11 protein-coding genes are annotated in these 13,310 nt (G+C 71.7%); 7 read left to right on the forward strand and 4 right to left on the reverse strand.

Features of this window, described 5'->3' with window-relative positions; translation table 11 throughout:
- The first annotated feature begins 219 nt into the window (after positions 1 to 219).
- Positions 220 to 5,727 carry an Ig-like domain-containing protein gene (locus DEJ04_RS07010; protein ID WP_146248666.1) on the forward strand — a complete coding sequence of 1,836 codons (5,508 nt, stop codon included), beginning with the start codon at positions 220 to 222 and terminating at the stop codon, positions 5,725 to 5,727.
- Positions 5,728 to 5,813: 86 nt separating this feature from the next.
- On the opposite strand, the gene DEJ04_RS07015 is transcribed toward DEJ04_RS07010, so the two are convergent.
- Together DEJ04_RS07015 and DEJ04_RS07020 are read right to left on the reverse strand one after the other, a co-directional pair.
- A complete protein-coding gene (locus DEJ04_RS07015; RefSeq protein ID WP_111046651.1) occupies positions 5,814 to 6,545 on the reverse strand; it encodes an SOS response-associated peptidase in 732 nt (243 codons plus the stop codon).
- 108 nt (positions 6,546 to 6,653) lie between these two features.
- Positions 6,654 to 7,289 carry a hypothetical protein gene (locus DEJ04_RS07020; RefSeq protein WP_111046652.1) on the reverse strand — a complete coding sequence of 212 codons (636 nt, stop codon included), beginning with the start codon at positions 7,287 to 7,289 and terminating at the stop codon, positions 6,654 to 6,656.
- A 228-nt stretch (positions 7,290 to 7,517) separates the two neighbouring features.
- Between DEJ04_RS07020 and DEJ04_RS07025 the strand changes: the two genes are divergently transcribed.
- The 3 genes from DEJ04_RS07025 to DEJ04_RS07035 are packed head-to-tail and all read left to right on the forward strand — an operon-like array spanning position 7,518 to position 9,328.
- On the forward strand, positions 7,518 to 7,943 hold the full coding sequence (locus DEJ04_RS07025) for an organic hydroperoxide resistance protein (RefSeq protein WP_027465016.1): 426 nt from the start codon (positions 7,518 to 7,520) through the stop codon (positions 7,941 to 7,943).
- Positions 7,944 to 7,953: 10 nt separating this feature from the next.
- Entirely contained in the window at positions 7,954 to 8,340 is a 387-nt protein-coding gene (locus tag DEJ04_RS07030) for a YchJ family protein (RefSeq protein WP_027465017.1), read from the forward strand.
- 34 nt (positions 8,341 to 8,374) lie between these two features.
- Complete coding sequence (locus DEJ04_RS07035) at positions 8,375 to 9,328, forward strand: SDR family NAD(P)-dependent oxidoreductase (RefSeq protein WP_111046653.1); 954 nt, start codon at positions 8,375 to 8,377, stop codon at positions 9,326 to 9,328.
- 31 nt (positions 9,329 to 9,359) lie between these two features.
- Here DEJ04_RS07035 and DEJ04_RS07040 read toward each other — a convergent pair whose 3' ends face one another.
- Positions 9,360 to 10,226 carry a shikimate dehydrogenase gene (locus tag DEJ04_RS07040; RefSeq protein WP_181437756.1) on the reverse strand — a complete coding sequence of 289 codons (867 nt, stop codon included), beginning with the start codon at positions 10,224 to 10,226 and terminating at the stop codon, positions 9,360 to 9,362.
- A 58-nt stretch (positions 10,227 to 10,284) separates the two neighbouring features.
- Here DEJ04_RS07040 and DEJ04_RS07045 point away from each other — a divergent pair, with 58 nt between their 5' ends.
- On the forward strand, positions 10,285 to 11,292 hold the full coding sequence (locus DEJ04_RS07045; protein WP_258371329.1) for an iron-siderophore ABC transporter substrate-binding protein: 1,008 nt from the start codon (positions 10,285 to 10,287) through the stop codon (positions 11,290 to 11,292).
- Between the two features lie 93 nt (positions 11,293 to 11,385).
- On the opposite strand, the gene DEJ04_RS07050 is transcribed toward DEJ04_RS07045, so the two are convergent.
- Complete coding sequence (locus DEJ04_RS07050; RefSeq protein ID WP_111024254.1) at positions 11,386 to 11,790, reverse strand: DUF1304 domain-containing protein; 405 nt, start codon at positions 11,788 to 11,790, stop codon at positions 11,386 to 11,388.
- Between the two features lie 60 nt (positions 11,791 to 11,850).
- On the opposite strand from DEJ04_RS07050, the gene DEJ04_RS07055 reads away from it, so the two are divergent.
- The gene (locus DEJ04_RS07055; protein ID WP_071404383.1) at positions 11,851 to 12,174 is read left to right on the forward strand and encodes a chorismate mutase; all 324 of its coding nucleotides are present in this window, start codon (positions 11,851 to 11,853) and stop codon (positions 12,172 to 12,174) included.
- Positions 12,171 to 13,259, forward strand: a complete 1,089-nt coding sequence (locus DEJ04_RS07060; RefSeq protein WP_111046656.1) for a beta-propeller fold lactonase family protein — start codon at positions 12,171 to 12,173, stop codon at positions 13,257 to 13,259. Before DEJ04_RS07055 ends, DEJ04_RS07060 begins: the two co-directional genes overlap by 4 nt.
- The last annotated feature ends 51 nt before the right edge of the window (positions 13,260 to 13,310 follow it).

Below are 13,310 nucleotides of genomic sequence, written 5' to 3' on the forward strand. Positions count from 1 at the left end.
CGGCTCGCAACGGCGGACCGAGACGTGCCGGACCGCCGCGTACCCCCTGAACGAGTGGTCCCCCCTATTGGGGACCCGGATTGTCCCCATCCGAACACGAGGAACTGCCAGGATCAACCTGGCGCCAACGACCGTTCTCCCTGATCCTCCGGTCGGTCTCGGTGCCCGCATCGTCTCGACCCGAAAGTGATCATGCAGCGTACGAACCCGGGCACCGCTGTGCCCAGAAGCCGTCCCGGCCTGCGCGCCGTCGCCATGCTCGGCGCCGCGCTCCTCGCCGGCGTCGGTCTGACCCAGGCCGTCGTGGCCGACCCCGCCGCCGCAGCCGGCGCGCTGGCCTGCGACCAGAACACGCTGTACGGCATCAACACCGCCGCGAACCAGCTCGCCGCCATCGACGCCACCACCGGTGCCGTCACGAACGTCACGAGCATGGCGCCGGGCGACAACGCCCTCGCGGTCGCCCGCAACGGTGTCGCCGCGTACGCGTCGATCAACAACGGCAACACGATCACCGGGTACGACGCGGTGAACGATGCCCGGATTGCCGACGTGACCGCCGCGGACCCGAACGGCAGCCACCAGCTGCTCCGTGGTGCGATCAACCCGGCGACCGGCATCTACTACTACGCGAGCGGCGCGAACCCCGCGTACCTCGGTGCGTACGACACGAAGACCGGCGCGAAGATCGGCCAGGTCGGCACCATCGGCAACCTGCTCACCAACAAGAACGGTGACATGGCGTTCAGCACCCGCGGGCTGCTGTTCGTCGTCACCGGCAACGAGATCCGTCGTGTCGACACCGAGACGGTCCCGACGACCGCGGGCACCACGGCTCTGACGACCTCGAAGGTCGCGACCCTGCCGATCGACGCGAGCACGAGCGGCAGCCCCGGCATCGCGTTCTCGTCCGACGGCTACCTGTTCGCCTCGGTCGGCTCCACGATGTACAAGATCGATCCGGGTTCGGGCGCGCAGGTCAGCACGTTCACGATCGCGAACGGCTACGCACCGAGCGACCTGGCGTCCTGCAACTACGCCAACACGCTGGCGGCGCAGTCGAGCGTCGACCAGCGGTGGAGTCCGTCCGACCAGTTCGGTCTGGCGGTGACCGGGGGCGGCGTCTCGACCGGCAACACGGCCACCACCAACGGCACGGCCGCCGGCACGCAGCCCCAGAAGGCGGGCGCGGTCCTGTCGACCCCGAACAAGACCTACACGGCCCGCCAGACGGCGGTGGGGACCACCGACCTGTCGAACTACACGACCACGTGGAAGGCCGTGAACCTGAACAGCGACGCGGTCGTCGCCAGCGGCACCGGCACGACGGGGACCTTCACGTTCCCGGCAGCCACCACCGCGGACGGCACGGACGTCCTGGTCACCTTCACGAACACGCTGAAGGCCACGCACGTCACCACCAGCAGCGACACCGCCACGACCCCCACCGGCACGGCGCTGTCGGTGCCGGCTGCCTCGGGTGTGCTCGCGAACGACCAGGGGACCGGCCTGTCCGTGGTCTCGAACACCACGCCGGCGCACGGCACCGCCACGGTCGCGGCCGACGGCTCGTACACGTACACCCCGGCCGGCGGGTTCTCCGGCTCGGACACGTTCCAGTACACGGCGAAGGACTCGTCGGGGCAGACCTCGACCAGCACCGTGACCGTCACCGTCGCACCGAAGGGCTCCGACGACGCCTACAGCGTGCACGCGGGCACCGTGCTCACGGTGGACGACGCGGAGGGCGTCCTGACGAACGACCGCGGGTCGGACCTGACCCTCACCGGTCACGGTCGGCCGTCGCACGGTCTGGTGAAGATCGGCCCCGACGGGTCGTTCTCCTACAGCGCCGACAAGGGGTACTCCGGCCCGGACTCGTTCACGTACACCGCGAAGGACGGCTCCGGCGCGACTGTCACCGCGACGGTGCGGCTCACCGTCCTGCCGACCGCGACGGCCGATGGCGTCACCGCGACGGCCGGGTCATCGACGACCGGCAACGTGCTCGACAACGACCTGGGCACCGGCCTGACGGTCACGGGCAACAGCACCCCCGCCCACGGCTCGGCGACGGTGCGTCCGGACGGCTCGTACTCGTACACCCCGGCAGCCGGGTTCTCCGGCACCGACTCCTTCACGTACACGGTGACCGACGGCAGCGGCGGGACCGACACCGTCACGGTGACCGTGCAGGTCGCCCCGGCCGCGCAGGACGACACCGTCAAGGTCGCGGCGGGCGGCACGGCCACGGCCGACACCCGGGCGACCGGCGTGCTCGGCAACGACTCCGGCACCGGGCTCACCGTGGCGTCGAACACGTCCCCCTCGCACGGTGCGCTGACGCTCGACAAGGCCACCGGCACGTTCACGTACACGCCGGCCGAGGGGTACTCCGGCCCCGACGCGTTCACGTACACGGCGGTCGACGGCTCCGGTTCGCCGAGCACCGCGACCGTCACCATCACGGTCAACCCGACCATCGGCGCCGACACCGCGTCGACGGACTCCGGCGCCCCGGTGACGATCGACGTGCAGGCCAACGACCGTGGTGCGGACCTCGAGACCACGATCGTCACCGGTCCGTCCCACGGCACGGCCGTCGTCGCTGCGGACGGCTCGGTCGAGTACACGCCGACCGCCGGAGCGTCCGGCACCGACTCGTTCACCTACACGGTGACCGACGGCAGCGGAGTCACCACCGGTGCGGCGCCCGTCACGATCACCGTGCGACCCGTCGCGACCGCCGACACGGTGTCGACCCGGGCCGACCAGGCGCTGACCCTCGACGCCGCCACCCTGACCGGCAACGACCGGGGCACGGGGCTGACCGTGACCGACGTGACCGCAGGCGGGGCCGCCGGCGGCGCCGGCAGCGGCACCGGCAACAGCACCGGCGAGACCGGCACCGGCACCGGCGAGACCGGCGCCGCCCGCGGCACCGTCACGCTCGACCGTGCCACCGGCCGCGTCGTCTACACCCCGGCCGACGGCTTCTCGGGCACGGACACCTTCACCTACACGGTGGTCGACGGAGCAGGTCGCTCCACCACCGGCACCGTCACGGTCGTCGTCGGCCCCCGCGCCACGGCCGACACCGCCACCGCCACGGCAGGCTCGACGCTGACCGTCGCGAAGGGCGACGGCGTGCTCGCGAACGACCGGGGCACCGGCCTCACCGCGGCCGTCGACCAGCAGCCCGCACACGGCACGGTCGAGCTCGCCGCGAACGGCTCGTACACGTACACGCCGAAGGACGGCTTCTCGGGCACGGACACCTTCACCTACACGGCGACGGACCCCGCCGGCCGCACCACCACCGGCACCGTGACGGTCACGGTCCGCCCCGGCACGGAGCCCGACACCGTCACCGTCGCGGCGGGCGGCAGCACCACGGTCACCTCCGGCGCCCTGACGGGCAACGACCACGGCGCCGGCCTGACCGTCGTGTCCGTCACCGACGGCAAGAACGGCACTGCGACCCGCAACGACGACGGCACGATCACGTACACGCCGAAGGACGGCTTCTCCGGCACGGACACCGTCACCTACACGGTGACGGACCCGTCGGGCGCCACGAACACCGGCACCGTGACGGTCACCGTCACCCCGGTCGCGGGCGGCGGATCGACCTCGGCCGAGGCCGACGCCACCACCACCGTGCCGGCCGGCACCGGACTGCTCGACGGTGCGAAGGGCACCGACCTGGCGGTCACCGACCACACCAAGCCCTCGCACGGTGACGTGACGGTCGACGAGGACGGCTCCTACACGTACAAGCCCGAGCCGGGTTACTCCGGCCCGGACGAGTTCGACTACACGGTCACCGACGGCTCCGGCGGGACGACCACGGGCACCGTGACGATCGTCGTCGCCCCGAAGGCCGCCGCGGACACCGCGACGACGAGCGCAGCGACCCCGGTCGACGTCGCCGTCACCGGCAACGACTCGGGCACGAAGCTCGCCGTCACCACCGTGTCGAAGCCGGGCCACGGCACCGCCACGATCACCGGCAGCACGACGGCAGGCGGAACCGGCGGCGGCGCAACCGGCCCGACCGGTGCCAGCTCGGTCACGTACACGCCCGCCGACGGGTTCTCCGGCACGGACACGTTCACCTACACGGTGACCGACCCGACCGGCGGCACCGCGACGGCGACCGTCACCGTGACCGTCACGCCGACCGCGGTCGCCGACGCCCTGCGCACCGCGGCGAACACCGCGCTGCCGATCAGCGGCGCGACCCTGACCGGCAACGACCGCGGCACCGGTCTCGCCGTCACCGCGCACGGCCGCGCCGAGCACGGCACCGTGACCGAGGGCACCGAGCCCGGCTCGCTCGTCTACACCCCGGCGAAGGGCTTCTCCGGCGCGGACACGTTCGAGTACACGGTGACCGACGGCGCCGGACGGACCTCGACCGCGACGGTCACGGTCGTCGTCGGCGTCGCCGCGGTCGACCACTGGCACACCATGTCGACGAACCGCAGCATGCGCATGACCGCCGACAAGGGCGTGCTGGTCGGTGACTCCGGTCGTGGGCTCTGGGCCGCCATGGAGACGAAGCCGTTCAACGGAAAGCTGTCGCTCGAGAAGGACGGCTCGTACGTCTACACGCCCACGTCGAACTGGTCCGGTCGTGACTGGTTCACCTACTCGGCCAACGACGCCGACGGCACCGCGGCGTTCGCCCGCGTCGTCATCGACGTCGCCCCCGCCGCGAAGGACGACAAGGCCACGACCACGGCCGGCAAGACGGTCCGGGTCGCCGGCCACGGCGTGCTCGGCAACGACCACGGTGACGCGCTGACGGTCGTCGCGGTGGGTCAGGCCCGGCACGGCACGGCCTCCATCGCCGCCGACGGCACGTTCGTCTACACCCCGGCGAAGGGCTTCTCGGGTACCGACACCGTCACGTACCGTGCGCAGGACTCGATGGAGCAGCAGGTCGACGCCACCGTCACGATCACGGTCGGCATCGCCGCGGCGGACGACTCCGGGCACACCGTGTCCGGCACACCCGTCACCCGTGACGCCCGCCACGGCCTGCTCGCCGACGACCAGGGCACCGGCCTCACCGCCGCCCCGGCCCGGAAGCCCGCCCACGGCACCGTGACGATCCAGCGGAACGGCGCGTACGTCTACACGCCGGCCGCCGGCTTCACCGGCAAGGACACCTTCACCTACACGGTGACGGACGCCTCGGGGCAGACGGCCACCGCCACCGCGACCATGACCGTGGTCGCCGCGGCGGTCGCCACCGACGACTCCGCCACCGGGATCGTCGGACACCGGGTCGTCGTGGATCCGCTCGACAACGACTCCGCCTCCGGCGGTGCCACGTTCGAGCCGGGCACGCTGCACCTGCTGCACCCGGAGTCCGGTACACCGACCGACCGTGTGGTCGTCGCCGACCAGGGCACGTGGACCATCCGCGACGGCCGGGTCGTCTTCACCCCTGCGAGCGGGTTCACCGGAACCACCTTCGTCGGTTACGAGGTCACCGACAGCGCGGGACAGACAGTTACCGCGACCGTCACGGTCCGGTTCCCGACCGGGCTCGCCGCGATCGTCCACGGCACCGAGCTCGCCTTCACGGGCGTGACCGGACTGGTCGGCCTCGGGCTCGCGGCACTCGCGCTCATGCTGGCGGGCGTGCTCCTGGTGACCCGACGACGGATCGCGGTCCGCGTCACGCCGGGCATCCGCCGCAGCGCACGTCCGTAACAGGGCACCGGACTGGAGGCCCGGATCACCGCAGCAGACCCGCTGCGGTGATCCGGGCCTCCTGTCCGCGCGCGGGGCGCGACCGCCTACGCGACGGGCGCGATGAGCTGCGGTCCGTCGTTCCGCACGCTGTTCACCGTGCGGGAGACCTCGTACTGCTCCAGGCCCGCGGCCACCGTCAGCGACTCGTGGTCGAGCAGGGCCAGCAGGTCGTCTGACCGGAGGTCGCCGCCGAGCCAGTCGTCGTAGCCGTCGGGCGTCAGGAACGCCGGCATGCGGTCGTGGACCTCGCCCGGGGCGACGTGGGCGTCACGGGTGATGATCGCGAGCGACAGCCGCCACTTGTCCGGGTCGCCCTCGGGCTTCGTGGGGTCGGGCCAGGCACTGACGACGCCGGCCATCGCCAGGGCGCCGCCGGGTTCGTGCACGAAGTGGGGTTCTTTGCCGTCCTCGCGCACGACCCACTCGTAGTACCCCTGCGCCGGGACGATGCAGCGGTTCGTGGCGAAGGCCCGCTTGAACATGCCGCTCGTCGCGACTGTCTCGATGCGGGCGTTGATCGGCTTCGGGCGCTGCTTCTGGAAGTCCTTCGCCCAGCTCGGCACGAAGCCCCAGCTGATCTGCGGCAGTTCCCGTTCGCCGTGCCGCTGGCGGACGGCGTACACGGGGTCGGTCGGGGCGACGTTCCAGCTCGGGGCGAGGCCGGGGTGCACCTCGCCGGTGTCCTCGTCGACGTGCTCGGTCCGGGCGGCGAGCTCGCCCATGAGCTCGGGCAACAGATCGGCCGTGGTGTCGGAGACGACGAACCTTCCACACATGCGCCCAGTGTGCCCGTCGCCGCCGACAGTGGTGCGCGTCGGGGCGCGCCGTTCACGCTTCGCGAGCAGGAATGGTCGCGTGCCCGACGGCGACTCGACCGCTTCTGCTCACGAAGTGGGGTGTGCGGGCGTCTCGGGTGCGGGTGCGGGCTCGAGGGACTCGGCGGCCAGGCGGGCTCGTTCGGAGCGGCCGAGGTGGGTGATGTGCTCGGTGAACTGCAGCGCCCACAACCCGACCCAGAGCAATGTGTACTGGGGCACTTCGCCGAGGACGAAGCCGCCCACGAGGGCGCTCGCTCCGGCGGTGGCCAGGGGAGCCGTCCGGGCGAGCGTGCCGATCAACCCCCGCCGCAGCAGGACGGTGTCGGTGCGGACGATCTCACGGTGCTCCGGCAGGACCGGCACCGGCCGACGCTGCACGTAGAGCTGCGTGGCACCCCGCGCGGCGAGCTGCCACGAGGGCCGCACCTGCCGACCGTTGATCGTCGTCGAGGGGTCCGGCGGCCGCCACGTCGGGATGCACGCGAAGGTGAGCAGTCCGACGCCGAGCGCCAGCAGCACCATCGCGACCACGCTGCGGACCGGAGTGGTCCCCGTCCAGTCGACCCGGGCCTCCAGGACGGCCATGCCGACCAGCGCGACGATCGCCGCGATGCCGGACCACAGGGCCGCACGACGGACGCGTGCCGGATCCAGCACGTCCGTGACGCGCCGGCGGAAGACCTGCCAGCCGAGCGTGAACATCAATCATGTCTACCCGGCGCTGATGTTGGGTGCCCGCGCGCTTTGCGTTCAGTGAGCAGAAGATGTCGGGTGCTGGCGGGGGACCCGACATCTTCTGCTCACTCGATGCACGGCGCACCCGCCGCCCCCACCCGGACACGCCCGAGCGCCCCGCGCCCGGAGCCGCCGCACCCGCGACGTGGTGCTGCCGCTCAGGATTCGTCCAGGCGAGCACGGTGACCTCGGACCATGAGTCTCGACATCGTCTACACCGCCGCTGCCCACGCCACCGGAGGCGGCCGCGACGGACACGTCCGCAGCGAGGACGACCGGCTCGACCTCGACACCCGCCCGCCCAAGGAGATGGGCGGCAGCGGGGAGGGCACCAACCCCGAGCAGCTCTTCGCCGCCGGGTACGCCGCGTGCTTCCTCGGCGCCCTGCACGCCGCCGGCAAGGAGCTCGAGGTCGACACCACCGGCGCCGAGGTCTCCGCCGAGGTCGGCATCGGCGGCACCGGCAACGGCGCCTTCGGCCTCGCCGTGGAGCTCGACGTCTACGCCCCGAACGCCCCGCAGGAGCAGCGCCAGCGCCTGGCCGAGCGTGCACACGAGATCTGCCCGTACTCGAACGCCACCCGCGGCAACATCACCGTCACGCTGTCCATCGTCGACTAGCGTTCGGCCGGTGGTCACCGACACGACGCGCTGCCCCTGCCTGAGCGGCAACCCCTACGGGGAGTGCTGCGGCCCCCTGCACGCCGGGGCCGTGGCGCCGACCGCGGAACGGCTCATGCGCTCCCGCTTCAGCGCCTTCGCGCTGGGCCTGCCGGAGTACCTGCTGCTCACCTGGCACCCGCGCACCCGTCCGGCGGGTCTCGAGTTGGACCCGACCCAGCGCTGGACCCGGTTGGACGTGCTGGCGACCACCTCGGGAGGCCCGTTCGACTCCCACGGCACCGTCACGTTCCGCGCGTGGTGGCGTTCCGACGACGAGCGCGGCACGCTCGAGGAGACGAGCGACTTCGTCCGCGAGCAGGGACGATGGTTCTACGTGGACGGCGTGGTCGCCTGACGACTGCGCACCACGCCAGCTGACAGGAGCCCACATGCCCGCACGCAACCTCACCCGCTTCGGTGACCGGACCACGGCCGCCGAGGTCGTCGACGGCCTCGACCTGACGGGGCGCACGGCGATCGTCACCGGCGCTGCGTCCGGCATCGGCGTGGAGACCTCCCGAGCACTCGCCGGAGCCGGAGCGCGCGTGACGCTCGCGGTGCGGGACGTCGATGCCGGCCGACGGGTGGCGGACGACATCGCCCGGACGACGGGGACGGAAGCGCCGGCCGTCATCGAGCTGCACCTGGACCGGCCGGCTTCCGTCGAGGCCTTCACTGCAGCGTGGTCGGGGCCGCTCGACGTGCTCGTCGCCAACGCGGGCATCATGGACGCGCCCGAGTCGTACACGCCCGCCGGGTGGGAGTCGCACTTCGCGACGAACCACCTCGGGCACTTCGCCCTCGCGCTCGGGCTGCACGACTCCCTGGCCGCCTCGGGTTCGGCACGGATCGTCTCGGTGTCGTCGAGCGGCCACGGTGGTTCGCCCGTCGTGTTCGACGACCTGTTCTTCCGCCGGCGTCGCTACGAGCCCGGACTCGCGTACGGGCAGTCGAAGACCGCCAACGTGCTGTTCGCCGTCGCTGCCGGCCGCCGGTGGGCCGCCGACGGCATCACCGCGAACGCCCTCATGCCCGGCGGGATCTGGACCGGGCTGCAGAAGCACTGGGACCCGGAGGTCCTGGCCGCCACGAAGATCGCCGCGGCCGATGCCGTGAAGACCCCGGAGCAGGGAGCCGCGACCTCGGTCCTGCTCGCCACCGCGCCCGAACTCGACGGGGTCACGGGCCGGTACTTCGAGGACTGCCACGAAGCAGCGGTGGTGGAGCGGATCGAGGACGGCCTTCACGGCGTGCTGCCCTGGGCCCTCGATCCGGACCAGGCCGATCGGCTGTGGGACGTCTCCGTCGCGCTGCTCGACGCCGAGGCGCGGTCCCGCGGCTGAGCGAGGGCGTCGCCAGGGTCGCCGGCGCCGGCTAGCTGCCGATGACGGCGGGCAGGTCGACCGCGGTGCGCATCGCCCGGCGGACCCCGGCCTCGTCGGGGAGCAGCTCGTCCTCGTCACTGGTCAGGAAGAACCGGATCTGCCCGATCGCCTGCTCCGTGAGCATGTCGAGGCCGTTCAACACGCGACCCCCCGCGTCGGTCCAGCGGCTGGCGACCACGGTGGGCCACGGTTCGTACGCGACGTCGAACAGCACGGCGTCCGGCCCCGACGGACGGAACTCGAGCGGGTCGGCGGCACCACCCGGCAGCGTCGAGAGGACGAACCCGTGGTGCGTGCCGGCGAGTTCGGTCAGGGGGTGCACCTCGAGCGTCACACCGAGCCGGACGGCCAGGTCGACCAGCGCGCGGGTCTTCGCGGTGTCGCGGACGAACACCCGGACGAGCGATGCCCCGAGCCGGACGGCAGCGGTCAGGGCGCTCGCCGCGGTGGCTCCGCCGCCCAGGATCGTGGCCTCGCCGGGCAGGTGTCCGAGTGCCTCGACCGGGCGGACGAGCCCCTGCACATCGGTGTTCGCGCCGGCTCGGACGATCGTGGAGCCCTCGTGGCGGAACGCGACCGTGTTGGCGACCCCGAGCTCGTCGACGAGCGGGGTGGTGCGGTCGAGCAGCGGCAGCACCTCGCGCTTGAGCGGCATCGTGAGACTCAGCCCACGCCATTCCGGACCCAGCCCCGCGACGAACGCGGCGAGCTCGCCGGACGCGACCTCGTGCCTCCCGTACGTGAAGGGCAGGTCGAGCGCATCGTAGGCCGCAGCGTGGAGCGTGGGCGAGAGCGAGTGCGCGATGGGGGAGCCGAGCACCGCGAGGTGCGTGCGGCCTGGATCGGTGAACGCCACGATCACCCAGCCTAGCCAGCCGTTTTCCTGCGCACCCCGTTAGGTTAGGCTACCCTTCGTGAACCGTTCTCCCTTGCGTCTCCGACGCGTGCTCGCCGCAGCCGGCGCCGTCGTCGCAGCGTCCCTCGTCCTCGCCGGCTGCGCGTCCGGCTCCGGCTCCTCGACCGACTCGGCGTCGTCGGGGTCGTCCGACGCCGCGTTCCCGGTCTCGATCACGACCGGCCTCGGCACCACCACCATCGAGTCGGCACCGAAGCGCGTCGTCGCGCTCGGGTGGGGCGACGCCGAGACCGCGCTCGAGCTCGGTGTGCAGCCGGTCGGTGCGAGCGACTGGCTCGCGTTCGGCGGCGACGGTGTCGGTCCCTGGCTCAAGGGTGCGTACGACAAGTCGCCGAAGATCATGCAGACGCTCGAGCCGAGCTACGAGGACATCCTCAAGCTCAACCCCGACGTCATCCTCGACGTGAAGTCCTCGGGCGACAAGGAGCGGTACGACAAGCTCTCCGCGATCGCGCCGACCGTGGCGATCCCGAAGGGCGGCGCGAACTACCTCGCGTCGACCGAGCAGCAGACGACCATGATCGCGAAGGCGCTCGGCAAGGAGTCCGAGGGCAAGAAGCTGCTCTCCGGCCTCGACGACGCCTACGCCGCAGCACGCAAGGCGCACCCGGACTTCGAGGGCAAGACGGCCGTCGTCGGTGCCTACAGCTCCGAGGGCTTCGGGGCGTACGCCTCCACGGACAGCCGTTCGACCTTCATGCGGAACCTCGGCTTCGAGATCCCGAAGGCCATCGACGAGCAGGCCGGCAAGGAGTTCTCCGTGCACCTGTCCGACGAGAACCTCGACCTGCTCGACGCCGACCTGACGCTGATCCTGCCGATCTACGTCGATGCGTCGGAGGCCTCGTCGAACAAGCTGTTCCAGAAGGTGCCGTCGGTCGAGGCCGGACACTCGATCGTCTTCGACGACAAGGACGTGTCGTCCGCGTTCTCGATGGGCACCACGGCTGCCATCGAGTGGGCGCTCGACAAGCTGCCGGCGCAGTTCGAGGAGAAGCTCGGCTAGAGCTGGTCTCGACCTTCACGCGAAAGCGACAGGGTGCCACCGATGTCCGGTGGCACCCTGTCGCTTTCGCAGTTCGGGGGAGGGTGAGCTGGGCTAGACGCCGATGGTGGAACCCAGCAGCGCGAAGAGCAGCGCGATCAGGGGGAGCGTGCCCTGCTTGAACGCGGAGTTGACGTACTTGCGACCCGAGCCGATCAGGATCACCGCGGCACCGAGCATGCTCGCGGTCGAGAACACCACGAGGGTCCAGCCGCTCACGGTGTTGCCGGCCAGCACGAGCACGACGCCGAGGATCGCCCCGATCGCCAGGAACAGGTTGTAGAAGCCCTGGTTGAAGGCGAGCGAACGGGTCGCCACGGCTTCTGTCTCGGAAGCGATGCCGAAGATCCGGCGCGCTTGCGGACTGGTCCAGATGACCGATTCGAGGAAGAAGATATACACGTGGATGAGGCCCGCGAGGACCGCACAGACACCCGAGATCACCAGCAGGACCGACATGTGCACATTCTCGCAGCAGCGGGCCGGGTTCCGCTGCACGTCCGCCAGTAGGCTCGGACCATGAACGACGACGTCACCCTGCCCGAGGCCGACGCGAGCGCCGTCGCCGAACTGCGGAGCATCCGGCAGAGCATCGACAACATCGACGCCGCCGTGATCCACATGCTCGCGGAGCGCTTCAAGTACACGCAGCGCGTGGGGCACCTGAAGGCCGAGTCGGGCATGCCGGCCGCCGACCCGGACCGCGAACGGATCCAGGTCGCACGGCTCCGGTCGCTCGCCGCCGACTCCCACCTCGACCCCGCCTTCGCCGAGAAGTTCCTCAACTTCATCGTCGCCGAGGTCATCCACCACCACGAGCGCATCGCGGGCCGCGACGAATGAGCGCCGAGCTGCCGTCGCTGCTCATCGGGTCGTACACGGCGACCGGTGGCGGCAACGCCACGGGCATCTCGCTGGTCGACGCCGGACCGGTCGGAGCCGTTCCGGCACCCCGGACCGTCGCGGTGCTCGACGACCCCTCGTTCCTCGCCGTCTCGGGTGACCGGGTCTACGCGGTCTCCGAGACGAACGACGGCGCCGTTTCGGCCTTCCGGCTGCAAGGTGGCGCACTCGAGCACCTGTGGGACGCCCCCGCTGGCGGAGACGCCCCGTGCCACCTGCGGGTCGACCCCTCGGGCGCGCTCGTCGTCACGAACTACGTCTCCGGCACGGTCACGGCGATCTCCCTCGCCCCGGCCGAGTCGCACGCCGCCTCGGTGACCGCCAGCGACGGTGTGGTGCTGCACGGGGACACCGACCAGCGCTCGGTGCCGGCCGAGGCCGTCGCGGTCGCCGAGCTGCCCGACGCCACGGGTCCTGACGACGACCGCCAGGACGGCCCGCACGCCCACCAGTCGATCGCCACCCCGGACGGCACGGTGCTCGTCGCCGACCTCGGCGGCGATGCCCTGCACGAGTTCCGCGTCACGGTGTCGGACGACGGGGTCCCCGACATCGAGGCGCTCCGCGTGCACCACGTGACCCCCGGCGCCGGCCCGAGGCACATGGCCTGGATCGACGGTGACCTGCTCGTCGCCGGTGAGCTCGACGGGCACGTGCACCGGCTGCGCCGCGACGACTCCGGGTCGTTCGTGACGATCGCCGCCGTGCCGACGTTCGACGGTGCGGTGGGGGAGTCGCTGCTCAGCCACATCGAGGTCGACGAGGCCGGCCGCGTGTACGTGGCGGTGCGCGGGCGTGACCTGCTCGTGGTGCTCGACGCACGTGACGGCGGGCTCGCCGTCGTCGGGTCGGTGCCCTGCGGTGGGGTCTGGCCGCGGCACTTCGCTCGGGTGCCCGGGTTCGTCCTGGTGGCGAACCAGATGTCCGACGCCGTCGCCGTGCTGCCGCTCGACGCCGAGGGCATGCCCGGCGAAGCCGTCGCACAGATCCCGGTCGGCACCCCGACCTGCGTCGTCCCGCTCTGACGCCGGCGTGTTCGTGCCCGCGTGACGCCGGCGTGTTCGTGTGACGCCCCG

Origin of the sequence: Curtobacterium sp. MCLR17_044, assembly GCF_003234435.1 — a bacterium.
Lineage (GTDB): Bacteria > Actinomycetota > Actinomycetes > Actinomycetales > Microbacteriaceae > Curtobacterium > Curtobacterium flaccumfaciens.